We start from the raw sequence: 21,043 nt of genomic DNA, 5'->3' as shown, positions 1-21,043 counted from the left end.
TGACCTTTGCACGCCGGAGATTCCATCATGCCCGACACAGGCAATAGGGGGTTCGTCATGCGCGTCAGGTTTTTCACAAGCCTTTTGATATCGTCCGCACTCATAGCCGGTTCCGCTCAGGCGCAACAGGCATCGGACACGCTGGCGCCCGAACGGGCAACCGGTACAAAGGCAGCAACCCGTGTCGAAACGAAGGACTTCATGGTCGCCGCGGCCAATCCTCTTGCTGCGGAAGCGGGCCGGAAGGTCATCGCCGATGGCGGCAATGCCATCGACGCGCTCGTCGCCGTGCAAACGGTTCTGGGCCTTGTGGAGCCGCAAAGTTCCGGCCTGGGTGGCGGCGGCTTCCTTGTCTATTACGACGCAGCGGCCAACAAGCTGACCACATTCGACGGACGCGAAACCGCGCCGATGGAAGCGACACCGAAGCTCTTTCTCGATGAGAGTGGCCAGCCGCTGAAATTCATGGATGCCGTCATAGGCGGTCGTTCGGTCGGCACTCCGGGAACGGTGCGGCTGCTGTCCGACGTTCATAAAAAATACGGAAAAACGCCGTGGGCCGATCTTTTCAAGCCGGCGGAAATGCTCGCCTCGCACGGTTTCGCTGTCTCACCACGTCTTGCGTCCCTGATCGCGTCGGACGGCGAAAGGCTGAAAAAATACGAGGCACCACGTGGCTATTTCTACGATGCCGCCGGTGCGCCGCTGAAGGCAGGTGTCGTCCTGAAAAACCCAGGCTATGCGCAAACGCTCAAAACCATTGCGACCAAGGGCGCGGATGCGTTTTACAGCGGCCCGATTGCCGAGGCCATCGTCAAGACCGTGCGGGAAGCAGCCGGCAATCCCGGCGTGCTCTCATTGGCAGACTTCGCAAATTACCACACCAAGGAGCGCGAGCCGGTTTGCGTCACGTATCGCGCGCTCGATGTTTGCGGCATGGGGCCACCCTCCTCCGGCGCGGTCGCCGTCGGCCAGATGCTGGGCACCCTCGAAAACTTCGACATAAAAGCGCTTGGACCGGAGAATGTCGAAAGCTGGCGCCTGATCGGCGACGCCCAGCGGCTGGCCTTCGCAGACCGTGAACGCTATCTGGCAGACCCAGATTTTTTGCCACTTCCCACCAAGGGCTTGCTGACAAAGGAATATCTTGCCACCCGCGCTTCGCTCTTGGATGGCGACAAGCCGCTTGGCGCCGATGAAGTCAAGGCAGGCGAACCGCAATGGGACCACGCGATGCTCTATGGTCGTGGCCCGACACTGGAGATGCCATCCACCAGTCATTTCGTGATCGTCGACAAGCAGGGCAACGTGGTGTCCATGACGACGACCATCGAAGGCGGTTTTGGCTCACGGCTGATGACCAATGGTTTCCTTCTCAACAACGAGTTGACCGATTTTTCCTTCAAGACACATGATGGCGGGCTACCGGTCGCCAACCGCGTCGAGCCGGGAAAACGCCCGCGTTCCTCCATGGCACCGACAATCGTCATGAAGGACGGCAAGCCGCTTTTGGCGATAGGCTCTCCAGGCGGTAGCCAGATCATCGGCTACGTTGCGCAGGCGCTGATCGCCTATATCGACTGGGGCATGCCGGTGGAAAAGATCGTGGCGCAGCCGCACCTCATCAATCGATTCGGTATCTATGATATCGAGGCCGGCACGGATGCGGAAAAGTTTGCAGAACCGCTGAAAGCCATGGGTTACGAGGTGAAGCCCGGCGAGATGAACTCAGGGCTGCAAGCTATTGAGATCACTGGAAATGGCCTTGTTGGCAGCGCCGATCCACGTCGTGAAGGTGTGGCCGTCGGCGAATAGAAAAGCTTCCGCTATGGGTTGGTTTGCGGTAGGGATCGGGCATGACAAACGTGCCTGATCTCCTCCACATCGATACCGACAAACGGTCTGTGTCGCTCGACGCCCGCAACCCCGCCTTTTATGGCAATCCCAACCCCGTCTACGCAGCATTGCATGCGCACTGCCCCACCTTCTATTGGCAAGAGCAGAAGCAGTGGTTCTTTACCGGCTATGACCATGTGAATGCCTTGCTACGCGACAGGCGCTTTGGACGACAAATCCTGCATGTCGCGACCCGTGAAGAGATCGGCCTTCCGCAACCTTTGGAGCACGTCAGGCATTTCGACGCGGCGGAACGCCATTCGCTGCTGGAAATAGAGCCGCCGGAGCACACGAGGCTCAGAACGCTGGTGAACCGCGCTTTCGTATCGCGTCATGTGGAAAAGATGAAGCCGGAGATCGAAGCACTCGCAAACGGTCTGATCGATCGCTTCGAGACGAAGGGCAAGACGGAGCTGCTGTCATCCTTTGCGGACATCATTCCCGTGACGATGATTGCGCGGATGATCGGCATTCCCGAAGAGATGGGGCCGCAGCTGCTAAAATGGTCGCATGCCTATGTCGGTATGTATATGTTCAAGCGAAGCCATGAGGATGAGCTGGCTGCCAATATTGCCGCCAAGGAGTTTTCCGATTACGTCCGCAGCGTGATCGAAGAGCGCCGCGCAGAGCCGAAGGACGATCTTCTCAGCCATATGATCCACACGGAGCATAAGGGGCAATACCTCACCGATGACGAGCTGGTCTCGACCACCATCGTCCTGCTGAACGCCGGGCACGAAGCAACGGTGCACCAGATCGGCAATTCCGTGCGCGTGATCCTCGAAAGCGACCACGACCCTGCTCTCCTCTTTCGCGACGAAAAATCGACCGAGAGAGTGGTTGAGGAAACGTTGCGGATCGGCGCGCCCGTTCACATCTTCCAACGCTGGGCGCTGGAGCCGGTCGAGATCGACGGCATCACGTTCAATCGTGGCGACAAAGTCAGCCTCATCCTCGCGGCTGCAAATCTCGATCCGCAGAAATTCACCGACCCGCTGACCTTCAAGCCCGACCGTGCCGAAGCACCCAACCTGTCTTTCGGCGCGGGCATCCACTTCTGTATCGGCGCGCCGCTGGCACGGCTGGAACTGAACATCGTGTTGCCACTGCTGTTCAAGCGACTGCCGAGTCTGCGCATATCAAATTCGCCAACGGTGAAGGACGTGTATCATTTCCATGGGCTGGAGCGGCTGGATCTGGTTTGGTGATGGTCCGCCTCACAACCTGACTACGTAATCCTTGCGAGTCGTTTCAATGACTTCCCAGCTTCCTTTGAAGCCGGGTCTGAGGATCATTCGGTCGCCGGGTTTCAGGTGGATGGGCTCGGCACCGTCTTCGGTCAGAACGGAATGCCCTTCCAGAATGTTGAAATACTCCCACTCGTCATATTCGACGCGCCATTTGCCGGGTGTCGATTGCCAGATACCGGCGTAAAGGCCGCCGGTCGCTTCCTCGATATTCCAGGTGGTGAATTTCGGGTCACCTGAAATCAGCCGGTCGGGGGCGGGAGCGCCCTCCTCCGGCTGAACTTTGGAGAGGTCGCCCTCGGGCTTGAAATTGAGACGAAGCGTCATGGGCGACCTTTCTTTTTGATCAGACCTTGGCGAGCGATTGCTCGAGATCTGCGATGATGTCTTTCACATCCTCGATGCCGATGGACAAGCGCACGACATCGGGTCCGGCACCGGCTGCGGTTTGCTGTTCCGGGGTCAGTTGCGCATGTGTGGTGGATGCGGGGTGGATGACCAGAGACCGGGTGTCGCCGATATTGGCAAGGTGCGAAAACAGTTGCAGCCCCTCGACCAGCGCCTTGCCGATCTCGTAGCCGCCTCTCACGCCGAAGGTGAACACGGAACCCGCGCCCTTTGGAGAGTAGCGCTGTTGCAGCGCGTAATTGTCGCTGTCTTCCAGACCGGCATAGTTGACCCAACTCACCTTTGGATGCGCCTTCAGCCACTTGGCAACGGCAAGAGCATTGTCGGAATGGCGCTGGACGCGCAGCGGTAGCGTTTCTATTCCGGTGAGAATGAGGAAGGCATTGAAGGGCGCGATGGAGGGGCCGAGGTCCCGCAGACCCAGCACACGGGTTGCAATGGCAAAAGCGAAATTGCCGAAGGTCTGATGCAGAACGACGCCGGAATATTCTGGCCGAGGCTGGGACAGCGCGGGATATTTATCGTTGGCCGACCAGTCGAACGTTCCGCCATCGACGATGATCCCCCCCATGGAGTTTCCATGGCCGCCGAGAAATTTCGTCAGGGAGTGAACCACGATATCGGCGCCATGTTCGATGGGACGCAGCAAATAGGGGCTGGCCATGGTGTTGTCGACGATCAAGGGGAGGCCATGCTTGTGAGCGACATCCGCAATCGCGGCGATATCCACGAAGGTGCCACCGGGATTGGCGAGACTTTCGATGAAAATCGCCTTGGTGCGCTCATCGATCTGGCGTTCGAAACTTGCGGGATCGGCGGCATCCGCCCAACGCACCTGCCAGCCAAATCCCTTGAAAGACTGGCCGAACTGGTTGATGGAGCCACCATAAAGCTGGCGGGCCGCGATAAAATTGTCACCCGATGTCAGCAGCGTGTGGAAAACGAGAAGCTGGGCGGCATGGCCGGACGCAACCGCAAGCGCGGCCGTGCCCCCTTCCAAGGCTGCCACCCGCTCTTCCAGAACCGCCTGGGTGGGGTTCATGATGCGGGTGTAGATGTTGCCGAATTCCTTCAGCCCGAACAAGGCAGCCGCATGATCCGAATCGCGAAACGCGAAGGCGGTCGTCTGGTAAATCGGTGTGGCGCGCGCACCGGTGGTCGGGTCAGGCTCGGCACCGGCGTGAATGGCCAACGTCGAAAAACCCGGATTGTTTTGTGACATATATCCCTCCAAATTACATTTGCCTGCTGTCAGGGCATTGGGGATCATAACGCGCCGGAAGCGAATGATAAGTGCGACTTGTGCTAACTATGATGCGATATTGAGACGCGGATGCTCAATGGCGGGACAACGGTTCATCACAACGTCTATTCCGTAAGCCTCGGCCTTGGCCGCCGCGTCATCATGCCGGACGGAAAGCTGGCCCCAGATCACCTTGGGGCGTGGCGATAGCAAGATCACCTCGTCGACAATAGCAGGCATGTTGTCTGCGGCGCGGAACACGTCAACCATGTCGATGGCCTCGGGAATATCCGCGAGCTTGGCATAGACCTTCTGGCCGAGTATCTCCGTGCCCTCCTGTCCCGGATTGACGGGAAAAACCACGTATCCTTTGGACAGCAGAAACTGCATAACACCGTAGCTGGGTCTTGATGCGTTGGGCGAAGCGCCGAGAACGGCAATGGTTTTAACGTCGGTCAAAATCCGACGGATTGTTTCGTCGTCGTAATTTTCATGGTTCATGGTCATCCTCCCAGACAAAACTGTGAGGCCATTATCGGCGCGATGGGACCTCGAAGAAAGCTTTTTCTCCAAGCTCTCGGTTTCCCCACTGCAGAACTTACCACGAATGATTGCGTCATCCCCCTCTTAATCCACAATTGTACATTGTTTGTGCAATCTTTGTTCTTCGTAATTTAGAAACTACTTATAGTTACATTAGTAAGATGCGTTTTGCTGATTTTGGGTTTAATTATCCTGGAATGATTCATGCAAACGTTTGAAACAAGCCCGCCTGCACGCTGCGGTTTTTAATATGTGGGCTTTGTAAGGGCGCTCGACATTGATCGAATTACCGAAATGCGCGTGATAGTCGGGTTGAGCCGCTGAAATACCGCCTTTGGTCAGTGCAATAAATCCGCGGGCATAATAGAGCTTGTCAAGGTTGGGTCATACGCGAGTCTCCGATGTCGATTGACGTGCTTTTATTGGTTTTATTGGGCGCTTTGCTGCATGCCAGCTGGAATGCTCTCGTCAAATCCGGCACGGATAAAGGGTTGGACGCGACACTGGTTGCAGCGGGTGCGGCGGTGTGCTCCCTACCCTTTCTACCGTTCGTCCCATTTCCCGGTGTGGCCGCCCTGCCGTTCCTGCTGGTATCGGCAGTTCTACAGTTCACCTATTTCCGTCTGGTCGCGGCAGCCTATACGGCGGGCGATATCGGTCTTGTCTATCCGATCATGCGCGGCGTTGCGCCTTTGATCGTGGCAGCCAGCAGCAATCTGTTTCTGGGTGAAACGTTAAGCCCCGCTGCGCTGGGCGGGATCGCGGTTATTTCTGCCGGAATATTGACGCTGGCCTTCGAAGCACGCCACGGCGGAAGGCACGCTATTCTGCTGGCGCTTGCCAACTCGGTCGTCATCGCCGGCTACACCTTCGTTGATGGTGTCGGCGCACGGCTATCGGCAAGCTCCATCTCATACACCCTCTGGATGTCGCTGATGCCACCGACGTTGCTGTTTAGCTGGGCGCTGTATTCGCGCGGGTGGGCTCCGGTGTCCCACCATGTTCGCCGCAACTGGTGGCGCGGGATGGCGGGCGGCGCAGGATCGATCATTTCTTATGGTCTGGCGCTGTGGGCGATGACGAAAGCGCCGGTCGCCGTCGTCGCCGCTTTGCGGGAAACATCCATCCTCTTTGCCATTGTCATCTCTGTTCTCATCCTGAAAGAAAAGGCAAGCATCTGGCGTTACGTGGCAGGCGCAATCATCGCTTTGGGCGTGCTGATCATGCGTCTGGGGTGATCCCAGCGCAATTTTATTGTGGTATTATAAAACCACACTACTAAACATCTGTTTTTATTGATTAATTTTTACGACCTTGAATTCAACCGTTGTTGACGGCCTTTTGCTCGCAGCTTATAAGTGCGCCAGACAGATTTTCCCCGGAAATACCGTCTTTCCGGCTGAACGCTCGCGATCAGCCTCAAGCAACAAGAAACGCCCGCATGTTTCCGTTTTGAAACGTGACGGGTCCTAGAGAAAGTTAAAAGAATGTCTACTTTCGTTCAGAAGCCTGCTGAGGTGGAGAAGAAGTGGATCATCATCGACGCCGAAGGCCTCGTTGTTGGTCGCCTCGCCACTGTTGTTGCAACCCGTTTGCGCGGTAAGCACAAGGCAACGTACACACCGCACGTCGACGATGGCGACAACGTCATCATCATCAACGCTGAAAAGTGCGTTTTTACCGGCAACAAGTATTCCGACAAGAAGTACTACTGGCACACTGGTTACCCAGGTGGCATCAAGGAACGTACCGTTCGCCAGATCATCGAAGGCCGCTTCCCGGAGCGCGTTCTCGAAAAGGCTATCGAGCGTATGATCCCTCGTGGTCCTCTTGGCCGTCGCCAGATGAAGAACCTTCGCGTTTACGCCGGTTCCAACCATCCACACGAAGCTCAGCAGCCAGTCGCTCTCGACATTGCAGCGCTGAACAGCAAGAACGTAAGGAGCGCCTGATAATGGCCGATCTTTCCTCACTGAAAGACCTCGCCCCTGCATCGGAAGCTTCTGCTCCCGTGCACGTCCGCAAGGTTGACACACTCGGCCGCTCCTACGCGACCGGCAAGCGCAAGAACGCTGTCGCCCGCGTTTGGGTCAAGGCTGGCTCCGGCAAGATCATCATCAACGGCCGCGATTTCTCCACGTATTTCGCACGTCCCGTTCTTCAGATGATCCTGCAGCAGCCTTTGATCGCAGCAGCCCGTTCCGGTCAGTTCGATATCATCGCAACTGTTGCCGGTGGCGGTCTTTCCGGCCAGGCCGGCGCTGTTCGTCACGGCGTTTCCAAGGCTCTCACCTACTTCGAACCAGGCCTGCGCCCGGTTCTGAAGAAGGGTGGCTTCCTGACCCGCGACAGCCGTGTTGTTGAACGTAAGAAGTACGGTAAGGCCAAGGCCCGCCGTTCGTTCCAGTTCTCCAAGCGTTAATCGCGACCGGAATACAGAACATCGAAAGGCGGAGCTTCGGCTCCGCCTTTTTGTTTGGGCGGGTGCCTTCTCAATTGGCGGTCGTTGTCTGCGCCTTATCCAACTCGCGCAAAACGCTTTCCACCACCATTGCGGCTCCCGCAGCCGTGTAGTGTCCTCTGTCAGCGATATAGGCCACGCCATCGCGACCGTAGAAACACATGTCTTGTGCCTGCGTGTTGCAGAAGATTGTCTCGGGCAGGACCTTAGCGACGCTGTCCTGGACGGCAGCATTGAGCAGCGCGTGAGGGCGGGCCGTATTCGCCTGGAAATCCGAATCGGAAAACAGAAAGTCAGGCGTCTTGTCGCCTTTGATAATCCGCGCGGCCATCACGTCGATGACGGGCTTGTCGAAACGCGGGCTGGGATAGATGACGACCACGCGCTTGCCGCTCGCCCGCAATGCTTCGATCGTATCATGCAATTTTTTCGCCATTTTCCCCAGTGACATCGTATCGACACGGTATTCCCTGCCGTCGATCCGCATATGGCTGGTGTTCAGGAAGCTGACCCATGACGCCGTGAGAATGACGGTGTCGATCCTACTCTCGTTCAGATAGGCCAGGGCCCGTCTGTCAAAATCATCGCAAGGCACGGCCCCCTCTTCCCGCGCCATGGAGACGTCGATGATGGGCGCGCAAAAACCATGGGTGATCTGCACGAGGCCCGTATCCCGGCTTTTCAGCGCGTTCGCCAGCGAGGGCGCCATGGAGGCGGCAATGGAATCACCCCAGAGCGCGTAGGTCGTGCCCGCATCTTTATTGAAGGTGCATTTCGGATCGGGCACCAGGGCGGTGCCATCTTCGACTTGCCAAAGGCAATTATCGCTCCAGACCGTTTTCTTGGCAAAGCTTTGCACATCGGGCGACAGGCGGAACGGCAAGCCGTCCTTCAGGTCGCCCCAAAAGCCGAAGCCCATCAGCACCACACCGCATGCGGCAGCCGCGCCGATGAAACGAGGAAGACCAATTCTTTTGCTTCGGAAGGGCTGCTCGACAAAACGCCAGGTCAAGGCTGCGAGTGCGACTGTCAGCAGGATCAAACCAACCATGACCCAGTTCGAAGGGGGCTCGATGCTTCTGATGCGCCAGAACACGAAAACCGGCTGGTGCCAGAGATAGGCGCTGAAACTGATACGTCCGAGCCGAACCAGAGGCGGAAGCGACAGAATACGGCCTGCCCAGGTGTCGCGAGAGGCGAACACCAAAATCGCGCAAGCGCCTGCGACCGGCAACAGTGCCATCAACGACGGAACGCGTGTGGTGGGATCAAACAGGAATATGGCAGCCAGAATCATCGCGACGCCGACCGCCGCCAAGGCACTGTTGACGGGTCGTGGTCGGCCGCTGACGTAAAAGGCGCAAAGTGCGCCCGCGAGAATTTCCCAAGCGCGAGTGGGCAACAGATAGTAATTGGCAGACGGATAGAACCGGGATCCGATCTCGCTGGCGATCAGGCTGGCGATTGCCGCAGCGAGCACAATCCGAAAAATGGTTTTGATGTTCAGCGGCAGAAGAAAGATCAGCGGAAACAGCAGATAGAATTGCTCCTCGACACCCAGGCTCCAGGTATGAAGCAGCGGAACTTCGGCCGCGTCGGGTGCAAAATAGTCGGTTTTTCTGAGGAAGTAGACATTGGAAACCGATAACGTCGCCGTCATAAGGCTTTTGGAAAAGGCTTCGTAAGCGTCCGGTAAAAGCCACATCCACGCGGGCGGAAGTGTGCACAGGAGGACGAAGAACAGCGCGGGCATTATTCTGCGTGCGCGGCGCTCGTAAAAGGCCCTCAGCGAAAACGTTTCGGTCGCACGGGCATCGAGAATGGCGGTCGTTATCAGATATCCGCTAATGACGAAGAAGACGTCAACACCAATGAAACCGCCGCTGAAGCTTGCGAAGTTGGCGTGCGCGAAGATCACGCCCAGCACGGCAATGGCGCGCAGACCATCGATTTCAGGCCGATACGTCATGACGGTCCCTAAGTTCGGGGTTGATGGGGCACGCCGAAAGCATCTCAGCAATCGCGGTAAATTACAGAGGAACAGTCTATCAGCAACCCCTTAATGCAGCATTGAAGTGCGCTACACGTCAACGTTCAGGACCCACGTGGAGGACGACCGCCATTGCGGCAGCGGTGGTCGCGATGTATATGCTTTGCACGCGTGGAGAATGGCTTGCGACGAGACGCTGACAGATCGATTCAAGACTGTCGCAAACCGATTCCGCGCATGATCGTAACCTATTGAATGAACAGGATAAGGACATGGCAGCGAAAATCTTCATCGATGGCGAACACGGCACGACAGGCTTGCAGATCCGCACGCGCCTTGCCGATCGTCGCGATATCGAGTTGCTGTCCATTCCCGAGGCCGAGCGCCGCAATGCAGCCATGCGCGAAGACATGCTGAACAGTGCAGACATCTCCATTCTGTGCCTTCCCGACGACGCTTCGAAAGAGGCCGTTTCGATGGTGGCTGGCAACAACAATATCAGCATTATCGATACATCGACGGCTTTCCGCATTCATCCCGATTGGGCTTACGGCTTTGCCGAAATGGACAAGGCACAGGCCGAAAAGGTGCGGTCTGCCCGTTTCGTGGCAAACCCCGGATGCTACCCAACGGGCGCGATCGGCATCATCAGGCCGTTGCGCAATGCAGGCATTGTGCCAGATGGCTACCCTGTGAGCGTCAACGCCGTTTCTGGTTACACCGGTGGCGGTAAGCAGATGATTGCACAGATGGAAGACCCAAGCCGCGATGACGCCATCAGCGCCAACAACTTTCTCTATGGCCTGACATTGAAGCACAAGCACGTGCCGGAAATGCAGCATCATGGCCTTCTGGACCGTGCACCCTTGTTTTCGCCGTCCGTCGGCCGGTTCGCGCAGGGCATGATCGTGCAGGTGCCGCTTTTCCTCGGTGACCTTGTCGAGGGAACGACGCTGAAATCCATTCACGACGCGCTTGTTGCGCATTATGCCGGGCAGGACATCGTTCAGGTCGTGTCGCTCGAAGACAGCAAATCGCTGTCGCGAATCGATGCGGAAGAACTGGTCAATCAGGACACGATGAAGCTGTTCGTGTTCGGCAGTGATGAGCACATCAATCTGGTCGCCGTTCTCGACAATCTCGGCAAGGGTGCTTCGGGCGCCGCCGTCCAGAACATGGAACTCATGCTTTCGGCATGAGTGACACTTCGGACAAAAGCCGAATTCCTGACGACCTTGCAAGGCGGTGGAGCATCTCCTCCGCCTTTCTCATTGCCGATACACCCAGCAGCCTTGTCTACCGCGTAGCGCTGGAAAGCGGTGCGACGGCCATTCTGAAAAGTCTGAAACCTCGTGGCCTGGGCGAACGCCCCGGCATAACCTACCTGGACTGGCGAGGAGGCAACGGGGCCGTGCGCCTGCTGGCGCAAGCCGAAACCGTATGCCTGATTGAAGACGCAGGCGATATGACACTGCGAACCTATCGCCATGCGCATGGCGAGACGGTTTCCAACGCCATCATCCTCGATGTGCTCGCAAAGCTGCATGCACCCGGCAAAGATATACCCAAAGGACTGACGTCGCTCGACCGACATTTCAAGGCCCTCTTCGCGCGTGCAGATGTCGATTCGGATATGCGCATCAAGGACGCTTTGCGCTTCAGCGCGCATTTGGCCAGCACGCTGTTGGACAACCAAAACGACATCATGCCCCTGCACGGGGATTTGCATCACGACAACATCATATCCGGCGGTTCACGTGGCTGGCTGGCGATCGACCCGCAGGGACTTGTTGGCGACCCGGCCTATGATGTTGCCAATATTTTCGGAAATCCTATCGGCGCCCTGCCCGATATCGTCGATCCCCATCGCATCCGCTCACTGGCTGCGATCTTCGCCGGAGCCCTCGGCTGCACGGAAGACAGGGTGCTGCGCTATGCCATTGCCCATGCGGGCCTATCGATCTGCTGGTCGCTGGAGGACGACGTGACACTCGACGATAGCGAGAACGCCCGCGAACGCCTCGCCTTCATCGCCGTCACCAGAACGTTGCTCTAGCTTCTGCCCTCGACAGCACCCGGCAACGGGTATTCGCCGATGAAACCGCGCCAATGCGCGATGGCAAAGGCGAGAACCAGAAGCGCCATGCCCTGATGCGCCAATGCGACGTGGATATTCACGTGCATCAGAAGTGTGGTGACGCCCAGTGTCGCCTGCATGCAGACGAGGACGAAGAACAGGACCGAGCGGCGCGCATGCGGTGTGCTTGGCTGCGTTCTGACCATGCTGACCATGTGCCACAACGTCGTGGCCAGAAGGACATAGGCACCCAGACGGTGGACGAACTGCACAGTCTTTGGGTTTTCAAACAGGTTGATCCACCATGGCTGCTGAAGGAAAAGATCGCCGGGAACGAGCGAACCGTCCATCAACGGCCATGTGTTGTAGGACAGACCAGCGTTCAAGCCAGCGACGAGCGCGCCGAGATAGATCTGGACAAGACAGAGAACGGCCAGCAGCGCGGCTACGCCCCTGCCCCGCTGCTCGTTTGCTGCCTGTGGAGAGTGGAGCGACAGTCCGCGCAGGATCCACATGCATCCTGCGAAAATGAGACAGGCGATGGTCAGATGCGTGGCCAGCCTGTACTGAGACACATCGGTGCGGTTGACGAGGCCTGACGACACCATCCACCAGCCGATGAAACCTTGAAAACCACCCAGTGCGAGCAGGCCGATCAAAGGCAGCTTCAAGCGCTTTTCGATTCGGCCAGTCAGCCAGAAATAGGCGAGCGGCAACGCAAAGATCAGGCCGATCGCACGCGCGATCAGGCGATGCGCCCACTCCCACCAGAAGATGGTTTTGAATTCGCTGAGCGACATGCCGCTGTTGATTTCCTGATATTGCGGAATGCGCTTGTAAAGCTGGAATTCCTCTTCCCATTCGGCAACGGAAAGCGGTGGAATGGCACCGTGTATCGGCTTCCACTCGGTGATCGAAAGACCTGATTCCGTCAGACGTGTCGCCCCACCGACGAGCACGAGGCAGAACAGCGTAAACAGAACGACGCGCAGCCAGATGCGCAACAGGCGGCGGTTCTTTTCCTGCGTTGTCAGTGCCGCCGGGCGGTTCTGCTCGACAGAGGTTTCACCCTTACCCATCGTGTTCGTTTGCATTCCTGACACTCCACAAGTCTTATGCCTTGGTTTGCAACAACGAAACATGCAAAACAAGCCCTTATGCCGCCCTATCAGGCCTTAAAGCTTTGCGGCATGGGGTCGCGGCTGTATAGTGACGCAACGGATTCAGCAGACGGAAAACGGAATGCCCACGCGCCTGAAATCATTCATCGGAACCATCGTCATCATCTGTCTGGTGGTTCTTTATGCCGTGGTCGCAACATCGTTTGCCACGGCCGCACTGGCAACGCAGCCGTGGTGGGTGCACCTGGCGTATTTCATCGTTTCAGGTCTGCTGTGGATATTGCCCGCCATGTTCATCATCAAATGGATGGCTGGGCCGAAACAACAAAAATAGCTCTATGACACGCTTTTTGTGGGTGCGCGATCGGTCATCACCATAACGTCGGGGTAACCGATAGCCCGAAGCTGCACCAGTGCGGGTTCGGCCAGGGCTTCGTCCGGCGATGACACAACGATGTCGGCATCCACATATTTCAACAGCGTTGTTACACCCTCGATATCCGATGCTCCGAACTCCAGCAAAAGAGTGTCGTACGTATCCGCGAGGGCATGCAGCACCATGGTCAGCCGCTCGATGATCTTCACCGCCTGGACGGGCTGGGCGATGCCTTGTGGCACGATATGGGCGTTGGACAGCCGATCGTGATGGATCGTCTCACCGAAGGCCGTATCCCCGAACAGCAGATCCGCAAGACCTGGAAGGCCGGCCTGCGGTGACATCAATCGTGATGGACCACCCGACACCGTCATATCCACAAGCACGATGGAACGGCCAAGCTCAGCCATGGAGCGCGCCAGCATAACCGTGGCTGTGGAGCCATCGTCACCGCTGGGAGACAGGAAAGCGACGGCAGGTTTTGCACCGCGCATGGAAAGGAAATCCGCGATGTCGCTGACCGGAAGGCTGAATCGTTCCCGTGGCAGGGCGTCTGTGTCATCTGCGTGAGACATGTTGTCTTCCAAGTCATTTCCTAATGTGTTGGCGCCGCGGCACATTCCGTTGGTCACCGCGACTTTACGAGGTGCGGGTAACGCAAGCGTTAAACTTCTCGAACGCGACTATGATTACTAATGATTGAAAAATGAATCGCCACCTGTTTACGGGGCATTAACCATAAGGAGGGGATAACGGCATGAAGAAATGTATTTGGAGCAAGATTGCGGATGACGTTCGCTGCCCCACGTTTGATATCCGCATTGGTCGTTGCCTTGGCGACGACACTTGCAGGTTGTTCTGCGTACAAGCCGGCACCACGCGCTTTTAACGAGGCAGCGCTTCAACCCTATCACCTCGATAGTGGCGACCGTCTGCGCGTCAATGTGTTCGATCAGGCCGGACTGACAAATACCTACATCATCGATCAGGCGGGCTATGTTGCTTTTCCGCTCGTCGGCCAGGTACCGGCGCGTGGCAAGACCGTCGCCCAGCTCGAAGCGGCGATCGCACAGAAATTGCGCCAGGGTTTTCTCAAGAACCCTGATGTGACGATCGAGATCGATCGCTATCGCCCGGTTTTCGTCATGGGTGAGGTCGGCAGACCAGGCCAGTATTCCTACGTTCCCGGCATGACGGCCCAAAATGCCATCGCCATCGCCGGCGGCTTCACACCCCGCGCCAATCAGCTCGACGTGGACGTTACCCGAAAAATCAACGCCGAGGTTCTGACAGGCCGAATCATCATCTCTGGCCCCGTCATCGCAGGCGACACGATATATGTTCGCGAACGCTTCTTCTAAAATGCATCAACGGTCGTACCCGACGGATGCCACTCACCTCAAGAAGCTTTAACACGAGAAAGTTTACAGTCTGGAATGGGACCAAGCCAAAGGTTTCCAACCGACTTACAGTTGCGGGTAAACAGGTATTGCGTATCCCGCCCCCTTATTTGCTCGTCCGGAAAGGCCGGACTGAGGAACGCATGCACCAGGACCGCGTTTTAACGACGTGAAACCATGGTGCATGTGCTAGAGCAGGTGCATTCGACACGATGATGTTGACCTAAAGGGTTTATTAGTAAATTCTTTTGTAACCTGATATTCATTCGAGGCTTTGGAAAGACACGATGGACCAAGGTGGAGGCGAAAATAATCCCATTGATCTGAACGCGCTTCGCACGCAGCTTTTGCAAAAGTCGCAGTCGGCCGATGCGGCAGCCCGCGAGCCCGTTACCCTCAATCCGCTTGCCCTTCAGGTCGCCAACCAGCTTCGCTCCACCAGTCATTCTCCCAATATCGTCATAGGACAGCTGCGCCTTTTCGAATTCGTCATTTTGTCGCTCATCGGCATCTTCATCAACGCACTGGAGGCACCGCAGGAGTTCAGCTCTCAACTTGTTCTGGTGGCGATCTGTATCTGTACCAGCGCGTTTTCATCCATCTTATTGCTGATCACGGATTGCTATCAGCTTCCCATGCTGCGTCGCCCGGTGCAGACCATACCACGGGTTCAAGGCTCGCTTCTGGCTGCCTTTGCGTTGACGTTCATCATGATGATGACGTTTCTTCCAGCCACGGTCTATTCCTGGCAGACATCGGCACTTTGGTTCACTGTCAGCGCGGTCTTCATTCTCATCGAGCGGGTGATAGTCGGCCTGGCGATTCGCCACTGGGGCCGTAACGGCGTCATGGAACGACGCGCGGTCATCGTCGGCGGCGGACAAGCGGCGAAGGATTTGATTCGCTCCCTTGAAGATCACGACAATGATATCCGCATCTGTGGCATTTTCGATGACCGAAAAAGCGCACGGTCTCCCGAGGTCGTTGCCGGTTATCCAAAACTTGGCACTTTTGCCGAGCTTGTAGAATTTGCGCGTTTGACCAAGCTGGATATGCTGATCATTTCCATTCCCATGAGCGCCGAAGCGCGCATACTGGAACTCATTCGCCAATTGTGGGTGCTTCCCGTCGATATCCGCATCGCCGCGCAAGCCAACAAGCTGCGCTTTCGCCCCCGCTCCTACTCCCACATCGGAAATGTACCGATGCTGGATGTGATGGACAAACCTTTGCGTGACTGGGACTCAGTCGCCAAGCGGGTGTTCGACGTTTTTTTCAGCATTTTTTCGATACTGTTGCTCTGGCCCGTCATGCTGGGTGCGGCCATCGCTGTGAAATCGACCTCCAAGGGGCCCGTTCTGTTCAAGCAAAAGCGACATGGATTCAACAACGAGACAATCAATGTCTGGAAGTTTCGCTCCATGTACACCGAGATGAGCGACCCGACGGCCAAGAAGGCCGTAACCAAGAACGATCCCCGCGTCACACCCGTCGGTCGATTCCTGCGAAAATCGTCAATTGATGAGTTGCCGCAGTTATTCAACGTTCTGGCAGGTGATCTGTCCCTCGTCGGCCCTCGCCCCCATGCCGTGCATGCGCAGACGGGAGACCTGAAATACACCGAAGTCGTCGAGCATTATTTTGCACGTCATAAGGTTAAACCCGGCGTGACGGGCTGGGCGCAAATAAACGGCTGGCGCGGCGAGATCGACCATGGAGACAAGATTAAAAATCGTACGGCCTATGATCTTTATTACATTGAAAACTGGTCGTTGTTGCTTGATCTTAAAATTCTGTTTCTCACACCCATCCGTTTGCTGAAATCGGAAAACGCTTATTAGAATGCGGAACTCCTTACGAATTCATGCGTTTAGCACCCGCACATTTCTGCACAGGGGAAACATATGACACGATCCAACAGTCTCTACTTCATCATTGGCGCTCTGCTCATCGCCGTGGTCGGCCTTGGCGCTTACGTCTGGTACGAGGAAAGCAAGCCAAAGGGCGTCGAAATGAAGATCGGGCCGAACGGCGTCTCTGTACAGGAGAATTAAGCGCCTCCAGCTTCGCGCAGGTTGAGAAATCTAGACCGGTTTGTGTCAGGTATATTTCACCTCACACACACCGGTCTTTTCATGAGAGTGGACCATATCAATGCTCGCTTTCCTTCTGGAAGCGACAGCTCCGGCGCAGATGCATGCGACGAGCTGAGAATGAGGGACACCACACACTATGGTCTCCGGACTCGCCAATGCCGTCAAGCTCGTGTCAACCGAGCTTGCGTTGAAAGCCATTCACTCCCACGCCGCACTAGCGGTACACGCTGCCGAAAAAGTCGTCGTTGGTCTGCCTTTGCCGATCACGACGGACAAGGCCGATGTCGATACGACCGATATCGAGTTCACCGGCAATATCACCGACATTGTCTTCTTGAAAACTCTGAAGACGACGCTCATCGAGATGTCGGAAGATCCGACAAGCGCTTTCCAAGGACAGGCCATGCTGAAGGCAGCAGATGCCAGCGCCCTCAACATATTCGACCCAATCGAAGGCGTGGTCATCACAGCATGGGGCGGCAGCGCCACACAGAACGCCGCTGGCAAGATAGACGCCATCGGCTGGAGCCCTTTCCTCAAGCAGCACATCAAACGCGCGCAGGGAACGGCCTATGCAAAAGACGACAACGGCAGCTACATTGATCTCATATCCGGCGAAAGCGCCTATTTCAGCACCGTCGGCAACAAATATTACTATTTCACCTGGCCACAGTGACCAGACTGCAAAACTTGGTCAGCCCACGGGCTGGCCAAGGATTGCCAATTTCAAAACTTGCGTAAGACGATACCGATTTGAAGAAGGTATGGGGAATACCTTTAAGATAATGGTCGGAGCGGCGGGATTCGAACCCACGACCCCTTGACCCCCAGTCAAGTGCGCTACCGGGCTGCGCTACGCTCCGACACAGGAAAGGCGTTTATATAGATGGCAGTTCATGCGCAAGTGGAAAATCGCCGATAGGGGAAAACACCGCTCAGAATCGGCTGCTTTGGTCGCGAACATCGAGCCGATTAACGATGAAACGCACCTTTTTCAGTCTACTGGCGAAATTATACGCAAATATGTGGTTACCACATTGCCATCCCTGAAAAAGCATGTTTCTCTAATATTGCCCTTACGGAGGGGTAAAGGTTGAGACCCGCCATATGCTGGGTGGGACAGCGGCGGGTCTCCCATTTTATCGTATTTTCGATATCATCATCAGTTCATTACGGTTCAGATCACCTTGGGCGGAGCCGCAGGCGTGTTCATGGTGGTATATTTCCCATGCTCTATCTCGTTCCAGCTTCTGTCCATGGCGTAAGCTGAGGAAAGGTACGGGATGGAAACATGTCCGAACCGGATGGAGAGCTGTTGCTCTGCCGTCTCTTCATCCATGCCTGCGACACGATACATATAGATCGCGGATGCGAGACCCGTCCTGTCGGAACCTGACTTGCAGTGAATGAGGATGGGTTTTGGCGCATCGCGCATGATCTGCACCAGTTGAGCCACGCGCTCGGCACCCAGTTGTTTTCGTGCCGACATGCCAAAATTGATGTGCTCGACACCCAGCATCGCGGCTGTTGCCGTCTCTTCCCTGTACCACTCGGAATTTTCGTTCTCACCGCGCAGATTGATGATCGTCTTGATCCCGTTCGATTTCACATACTCGGCAAGCTGCGTTTCGCTTGGTTGACTGGAACGATAAAGCTGACCGGCGATCACCTCGTGAAAATTTCCAGAGATCTGCAGAACTCCGATGTAGATCAAGATTGCCGCTGCAGCGGAGATGAGTGGCAGAATTCCCCGAAACCAAAAATATCTTATCATCTGTCTTCCCTGTCTGTTGAGACAGGAAATGACCGGCAATACTGACATCACGCTGAACGCGACAGTGCGCGTCAGCCAAATTCTTGCGGTATCTAATGCGCGAGAAGGTAGATCGCGTACACGGCAATGAGCGCGCCGGCAGCGATGGCGGTGATCATGCCCAACCGTTTCTCGATAAAATGGCGGATCGGCTCACCGTACCGCTGCAGAAGGCCTGCGAGAAGGAAGAAACGGGCAGCGCGGGTGACGATGGCGGACATGATAAACACGCCGAGACTGATATTCGCGGCACCGGAGAGAATCGTGACCACCTTGATCGGCGGCAGGTGGGCAAAGCCCGAGGTTATCAGCAGCAAAAGGATGGTCTTGTAGTCCACCGAGGCCTTCATGTGCTCGAAGCTTTCCAGCTTGCCGTAGAACTCCAGCACGGGTTTGGCCAGGCTCTCAAATGCATAGTGGCCGAGATACCAGCCTGCAATGCCACCCAGCACGGAGGCCACCGTCGCCACGAGCGCGTAAAACATCGCCCGTTTCGGCTTTGCAAGAACCATGGGTATGAACAGGACATCTGCGGGCACGACAAAAATCGAACTCTCAACAAAGGCGATGATTGCCAGCCACCAGACAGCCGTCTTTCTGGCGGCGAGCGCCATGGTCCAATCGTAAATCTTGTTGAGCATCACAAGCCTCTCCGAAGGCGATTTGACCACATGTGAGGCCTATAGACACTGTTGCGGCGCAACATTGAGGCTGAATAAGGCGCCATATCATGCAATGCAACAAATGAAAAAGCCAAGCTCTTCCGCACACGGAGAGAAATCAATGCTGCAATGCAACCACAGGTATATTTTTCTTTGGTAAAATTTCGAATTTCAACGTAAACTTCGCGTTGGACGAACAGAGGAGGACACACTTTGTATTATCTTGGCTTGATAACAACGCTGAACCCCTTCGTTTTAGCAACGTTGCTGCTGGTCTTGCTGGCCGGGGCCTACAACGCGTGGGTATCACACCGATAAGGTGCCGTAAGACCGCTATTTTGTGCTTTTGAAAACTGCGTCTTGCCATAGGCACGCCATGTCATGGGTGTTATCAATTCCGGCATCAAAACAAATCCGGGATTACGCATGACGCAGAATTTTACCTTTACAGATACATCGGAAAGTCTCAGCACCGTGCTGCAAAAGCTGATCGGTCAGCTAAGCGGCAAAACGACGACTCTGCGCGAACTGATGGAAGCCATCGGCGAACAGGGACTGCTGTTGATGTGCGCCATTGCCTGCCTGCCTTTTTTGATTCCCGTTTCGATTCCGGGCGTCAGCACGATTTTTGGTGCGGCTATCGTCATGATCAGTCTCGCGATCACTCTAAACAGGCTGCCTTGGCTGCCGAAGCGTATTCTCGACAAGCAGATGGAGACGGCCCGTCTGGTCCCTGCGCTGGAAAAAGGCGTGAACATTGTTTCGAAACTTGATCGCTACATGCGCCCTCGCCTACCTGCTTTGACGGCGGGCGCCATCATGAGCCGCGTCAACGGCCTTGCGATCATGGCAGCTGGCATTCTCTTGATGATGCCCCTGGGTTTCGTGCCGTTTTCCAACACCCTGCCCGGTATCGCGATTCTTCTGTTTTCTGCCGGCATGATCCAGCGTGACGGCGCGACCGTTCTGGGTGGCTATATTTTCCTGGGTCTGACCACGATTTACTTCATCGCACTCGCCTACGGTGCCTTCTGGGCCGGACAGGGCATCAGCAACTCGCTTACGGGCGCGTGATGCCACCGCGGCGCGCTGCCTTGGCGCGCTGTCGGCGTGCCCACCATACAGAAAGCCGCCGACGCTTGCGACGCACAAAGGGTAAGTCCTGCGACAGCACCAGCAGCCCTAGCGGCACCATCCAGAACCCGAGGATCGGTAGAAAGCCCAGAATGCCGCCGATAACCAGTGCGGAGCCGATTAGGATGCGTCCAACCCGGGAACGCGGCATCGCCAAGCTCCACTTTCCGAGGTGAAGACGACCTGTTTTCGGGTGAAGACCAAACGTCATCGTGAATCCTTTTGCACAGGGACGGCACACAATAAGTTTTCTGGGACCGGCATGGCCCGGAAAATGGGGACTTCGGTGGATAAAACAAGGGGAATGCACTTTTTTTGAAAAAACCGCTTGGCAAATCGTGAAAGCATTTGTATTACCCCGCTCACACCGCGCCAAGCAGCGCACGTTCCCTGGTAGCTCAGCGGTAGAGCATTCGACTGTTAATCGACAGGTCGCCGGTTCGAATCCGGCCCGGGGAGCCATTTCATCTTGCAAGCACTTGATTTGCAAGATGAATTTCATACCGCTGAACAATTCCCCGCTTTGTTCCCCGCTTTTGGTAGATACCTTGTGCCTGTGGATTAAGAGTAGCTTTG

At 56.1% G+C, this 21,043-nt stretch carries 22 protein-coding genes and 2 tRNA genes; 14 read left to right on the top strand and 10 right to left on the bottom strand.

What is annotated here, in order from left to right; translation table 11 throughout:
* The first annotated feature begins 57 nt into the window (after positions 1–57).
* Together ggt and RMR21_RS05810 are read left to right on the top strand one after the other, a co-directional pair.
* Positions 58–1,815, top strand: coding sequence for a gamma-glutamyltransferase (gene ggt / locus RMR21_RS05815; RefSeq protein ID WP_498670084.1), 1,758 nt, complete (start codon positions 58–60; stop codon positions 1,813–1,815).
* 41 nt (positions 1,816–1,856) lie between these two features.
* Positions 1,857–3,104 carry a cytochrome P450 gene (locus tag RMR21_RS05810; RefSeq protein WP_498669740.1) on the top strand — a complete coding sequence of 416 codons (1,248 nt, stop codon included), beginning with the start codon at positions 1,857–1,859 and terminating at the stop codon, positions 3,102–3,104.
* Positions 3,105–3,113: 9 nt separating this feature from the next.
* Here the strand turns inward: RMR21_RS05810 and RMR21_RS05805 are convergent, their stop codons facing one another.
* From RMR21_RS05805 to RMR21_RS05795, 3 genes are all read right to left on the bottom strand, one after another.
* Complete coding sequence (locus RMR21_RS05805; RefSeq protein WP_498669739.1) at positions 3,114–3,470, bottom strand: cupin domain-containing protein; 357 nt, start codon at positions 3,468–3,470, stop codon at positions 3,114–3,116.
* 19 nt (positions 3,471–3,489) lie between these two features.
* Positions 3,490–4,773, bottom strand: coding sequence for an O-acetylhomoserine aminocarboxypropyltransferase (locus RMR21_RS05800; protein ID WP_498669738.1), 1,284 nt, complete (start codon positions 4,771–4,773; stop codon positions 3,490–3,492).
* An 87-nt stretch (positions 4,774–4,860) separates the two neighbouring features.
* The gene (locus tag RMR21_RS05795; RefSeq protein WP_498669737.1) at positions 4,861–5,295 is read right to left on the bottom strand and encodes a CoA-binding protein; all 435 of its coding nucleotides are present in this window, start codon (positions 5,293–5,295) and stop codon (positions 4,861–4,863) included.
* Positions 5,296–5,738: 443 nt separating this feature from the next.
* On the opposite strand from RMR21_RS05795, the gene RMR21_RS05790 reads away from it, so the two are divergent.
* From RMR21_RS05790 to rpsI, 3 genes are all read left to right on the top strand, one after another.
* Positions 5,739–6,575 carry an EamA family transporter gene (locus tag RMR21_RS05790; protein WP_498669736.1) on the top strand — a complete coding sequence of 279 codons (837 nt, stop codon included), beginning with the start codon at positions 5,739–5,741 and terminating at the stop codon, positions 6,573–6,575.
* A 249-nt stretch (positions 6,576–6,824) separates the two neighbouring features.
* Positions 6,825–7,289 carry a 50S ribosomal protein L13 gene (gene rplM / locus RMR21_RS05785; protein WP_174152704.1) on the top strand — a complete coding sequence of 155 codons (465 nt, stop codon included), beginning with the start codon at positions 6,825–6,827 and terminating at the stop codon, positions 7,287–7,289.
* Between the two features lie 2 nt (positions 7,290–7,291).
* On the top strand, positions 7,292–7,759 hold the full coding sequence (gene rpsI, locus RMR21_RS05780) for a 30S ribosomal protein S9 (protein WP_498669735.1): 468 nt from the start codon (positions 7,292–7,294) through the stop codon (positions 7,757–7,759).
* A gap of 70 nt (positions 7,760–7,829) precedes the next feature.
* On the opposite strand, the gene RMR21_RS05775 is transcribed toward rpsI, so the two are convergent.
* Positions 7,830–9,767: an acyltransferase family protein gene (locus RMR21_RS05775; RefSeq protein WP_498669734.1), complete on the bottom strand. Its 1,938-nt coding sequence runs from the start codon at positions 9,765–9,767 to the stop codon at positions 7,830–7,832.
* Between the two features lie 293 nt (positions 9,768–10,060).
* Between RMR21_RS05775 and argC the strand changes: the two genes are divergently transcribed.
* Entirely contained in the window at positions 10,061–10,987 is a 927-nt protein-coding gene (gene argC / locus RMR21_RS05770; RefSeq protein ID WP_498669733.1) for an N-acetyl-gamma-glutamyl-phosphate reductase, read from the top strand.
* The gene (locus RMR21_RS05765; protein ID WP_498669732.1) at positions 10,984–11,844 is read left to right on the top strand and encodes an aminoglycoside phosphotransferase family protein; all 861 of its coding nucleotides are present in this window, start codon (positions 10,984–10,986) and stop codon (positions 11,842–11,844) included. Before argC ends, RMR21_RS05765 begins: the two co-directional genes overlap by 4 nt.
* On the opposite strand, the gene RMR21_RS05760 is transcribed toward RMR21_RS05765, so the two are convergent.
* Positions 11,841–12,944, bottom strand: coding sequence for a COX15/CtaA family protein (locus RMR21_RS05760; protein WP_498670083.1), 1,104 nt, complete (start codon positions 12,942–12,944; stop codon positions 11,841–11,843). The genes RMR21_RS05765 and RMR21_RS05760 overlap by 4 nt on opposite strands.
* 163 nt (positions 12,945–13,107) lie before the next feature.
* Here RMR21_RS05760 and RMR21_RS05755 point away from each other — a divergent pair, with 163 nt between their 5' ends.
* Positions 13,108–13,320, top strand: coding sequence for a DUF2842 domain-containing protein (locus tag RMR21_RS05755; protein WP_498669731.1), 213 nt, complete (start codon positions 13,108–13,110; stop codon positions 13,318–13,320).
* 2 nt (positions 13,321–13,322) lie between these two features.
* Here RMR21_RS05755 and RMR21_RS05750 read toward each other — a convergent pair whose 3' ends face one another.
* Positions 13,323–13,937, bottom strand: a complete 615-nt coding sequence (locus tag RMR21_RS05750; RefSeq protein WP_498669730.1) for a tyrosine-protein kinase family protein — start codon at positions 13,935–13,937, stop codon at positions 13,323–13,325.
* Between the two features lie 213 nt (positions 13,938–14,150).
* On the opposite strand from RMR21_RS05750, the gene RMR21_RS05745 reads away from it, so the two are divergent.
* The 4 genes from RMR21_RS05745 to RMR21_RS05730 all read left to right on the top strand — a co-directional run bounded on the left by RMR21_RS05745 (position 14,151) and on the right by RMR21_RS05730 (position 17,534).
* Positions 14,151–14,723 (top strand): polysaccharide biosynthesis/export family protein, encoded by a 573-nt coding sequence (locus tag RMR21_RS05745; protein WP_498669729.1) that lies wholly within the window; start codon positions 14,151–14,153, stop codon positions 14,721–14,723.
* A gap of 326 nt (positions 14,724–15,049) precedes the next feature.
* On the top strand, positions 15,050–16,603 hold the full coding sequence (locus RMR21_RS05740; RefSeq protein ID WP_498669728.1) for an undecaprenyl-phosphate glucose phosphotransferase: 1,554 nt from the start codon (positions 15,050–15,052) through the stop codon (positions 16,601–16,603).
* Positions 16,604–16,666: 63 nt separating this feature from the next.
* Positions 16,667–16,816, top strand: coding sequence for a hypothetical protein (locus tag RMR21_RS05735; protein WP_498669727.1), 150 nt, complete (start codon positions 16,667–16,669; stop codon positions 16,814–16,816).
* A gap of 178 nt (positions 16,817–16,994) precedes the next feature.
* Positions 16,995–17,534: a hypothetical protein gene (locus RMR21_RS05730; protein ID WP_498669726.1), complete on the top strand. Its 540-nt coding sequence runs from the start codon at positions 16,995–16,997 to the stop codon at positions 17,532–17,534.
* A 110-nt stretch (positions 17,535–17,644) separates the two neighbouring features.
* Here the strand turns inward: RMR21_RS05730 and RMR21_RS05725 are convergent.
* From RMR21_RS05725 to RMR21_RS05715, 3 genes are all read right to left on the bottom strand, one after another.
* Positions 17,645–17,721 (bottom strand) — tRNA-Pro (locus RMR21_RS05725).
* 314 nt (positions 17,722–18,035) lie between these two features.
* A complete protein-coding gene (locus RMR21_RS05720; RefSeq protein ID WP_498669725.1) occupies positions 18,036–18,632 on the bottom strand; it encodes a dual specificity protein phosphatase family protein in 597 nt (198 codons plus the stop codon).
* A 92-nt stretch (positions 18,633–18,724) separates the two neighbouring features.
* Positions 18,725–19,312 carry a YqaA family protein gene (locus tag RMR21_RS05715; RefSeq protein WP_498669724.1) on the bottom strand — a complete coding sequence of 196 codons (588 nt, stop codon included), beginning with the start codon at positions 19,310–19,312 and terminating at the stop codon, positions 18,725–18,727.
* A 447-nt stretch (positions 19,313–19,759) separates the two neighbouring features.
* Between RMR21_RS05715 and RMR21_RS05710 the strand changes: the two genes are divergently transcribed.
* The gene (locus RMR21_RS05710; RefSeq protein ID WP_498669723.1) at positions 19,760–20,407 is read left to right on the top strand and encodes an exopolysaccharide biosynthesis protein; all 648 of its coding nucleotides are present in this window, start codon (positions 19,760–19,762) and stop codon (positions 20,405–20,407) included.
* On the opposite strand, the gene RMR21_RS05705 is transcribed toward RMR21_RS05710, so the two are convergent.
* A complete protein-coding gene (locus RMR21_RS05705; RefSeq protein WP_498669722.1) occupies positions 20,394–20,678 on the bottom strand; it encodes a hypothetical protein in 285 nt (94 codons plus the stop codon). The two genes, RMR21_RS05710 and RMR21_RS05705, sit on opposite strands and share 14 nt — an antisense overlap.
* 176 nt (positions 20,679–20,854) lie before the next feature.
* Here RMR21_RS05705 and RMR21_RS05700 point away from each other — a divergent pair.
* Positions 20,855–20,929, top strand: a tRNA-Asn gene (locus tag RMR21_RS05700).
* Positions 20,930–21,043 lie beyond the last annotated feature (114 nt).

Origin of the sequence: Agrobacterium sp. rho-8.1, from assembly GCF_033957725.1 — a bacterium.
In the GTDB taxonomy this organism is placed as follows: Bacteria; Pseudomonadota; Alphaproteobacteria; order Rhizobiales; family Rhizobiaceae; genus Agrobacterium.
The sequence above is the reverse complement of the archived record's forward strand: the minus strand, read 5'-3'. Positions and strand labels throughout refer to the sequence as shown.

Excerpts from the sequence above, each read along its gene's own strand:
- ggt (WP_498670084.1), top strand. The coding sequence starts at position 58 with ATGCGCGTCAGGTTTTTCACAAGCCTTTTGATATCGTCCGCACTCATA.
- RMR21_RS05810 (WP_498669740.1), top strand. The coding sequence starts at position 1,857 with ATGACAAACGTGCCTGATCTCCTCCACATCGATACCGACAAACGGTCT.
- RMR21_RS05805 (WP_498669739.1), bottom strand. The coding sequence starts at position 3,470 with ATGACGCTTCGTCTCAATTTCAAGCCCGAGGGCGACCTCTCCAAAGTT.
- RMR21_RS05800 (WP_498669738.1), bottom strand. The coding sequence starts at position 4,773 with ATGTCACAAAACAATCCGGGTTTTTCGACGTTGGCCATTCACGCCGGT.
- RMR21_RS05795 (WP_498669737.1), bottom strand. The coding sequence starts at position 5,295 with ATGAACCATGAAAATTACGACGACGAAACAATCCGTCGGATTTTGACC.
- RMR21_RS05790 (WP_498669736.1), top strand. The coding sequence starts at position 5,739 with ATGTCGATTGACGTGCTTTTATTGGTTTTATTGGGCGCTTTGCTGCAT.
- rplM (WP_174152704.1), top strand. The coding sequence starts at position 6,825 with ATGTCTACTTTCGTTCAGAAGCCTGCTGAGGTGGAGAAGAAGTGGATC.
- rpsI (WP_498669735.1), top strand. The coding sequence starts at position 7,292 with ATGGCCGATCTTTCCTCACTGAAAGACCTCGCCCCTGCATCGGAAGCT.
- RMR21_RS05775 (WP_498669734.1), bottom strand. The coding sequence starts at position 9,767 with ATGACGTATCGGCCTGAAATCGATGGTCTGCGCGCCATTGCCGTGCTG.
- argC (WP_498669733.1), top strand. The coding sequence starts at position 10,061 with ATGGCAGCGAAAATCTTCATCGATGGCGAACACGGCACGACAGGCTTG.
- RMR21_RS05765 (WP_498669732.1), top strand. The coding sequence starts at position 10,984 with ATGAGTGACACTTCGGACAAAAGCCGAATTCCTGACGACCTTGCAAGG.
- RMR21_RS05760 (WP_498670083.1), bottom strand. The coding sequence starts at position 12,944 with ATGGGTAAGGGTGAAACCTCTGTCGAGCAGAACCGCCCGGCGGCACTG.
- RMR21_RS05755 (WP_498669731.1), top strand. The coding sequence starts at position 13,108 with ATGCCCACGCGCCTGAAATCATTCATCGGAACCATCGTCATCATCTGT.
- RMR21_RS05750 (WP_498669730.1), bottom strand. The coding sequence starts at position 13,937 with ATGTCTCACGCAGATGACACAGACGCCCTGCCACGGGAACGATTCAGC.
- RMR21_RS05745 (WP_498669729.1), top strand. The coding sequence starts at position 14,151 with ATGACGTTCGCTGCCCCACGTTTGATATCCGCATTGGTCGTTGCCTTG.
- RMR21_RS05740 (WP_498669728.1), top strand. The coding sequence starts at position 15,050 with ATGGACCAAGGTGGAGGCGAAAATAATCCCATTGATCTGAACGCGCTT.
- RMR21_RS05735 (WP_498669727.1), top strand. The coding sequence starts at position 16,667 with ATGACACGATCCAACAGTCTCTACTTCATCATTGGCGCTCTGCTCATC.
- RMR21_RS05730 (WP_498669726.1), top strand. The coding sequence starts at position 16,995 with ATGGTCTCCGGACTCGCCAATGCCGTCAAGCTCGTGTCAACCGAGCTT.
- RMR21_RS05720 (WP_498669725.1), bottom strand. The coding sequence starts at position 18,632 with ATGATAAGATATTTTTGGTTTCGGGGAATTCTGCCACTCATCTCCGCT.
- RMR21_RS05715 (WP_498669724.1), bottom strand. The coding sequence starts at position 19,312 with ATGCTCAACAAGATTTACGATTGGACCATGGCGCTCGCCGCCAGAAAG.
- RMR21_RS05710 (WP_498669723.1), top strand. The coding sequence starts at position 19,760 with ATGACGCAGAATTTTACCTTTACAGATACATCGGAAAGTCTCAGCACC.
- RMR21_RS05705 (WP_498669722.1), bottom strand. The coding sequence starts at position 20,678 with ATGACGTTTGGTCTTCACCCGAAAACAGGTCGTCTTCACCTCGGAAAG.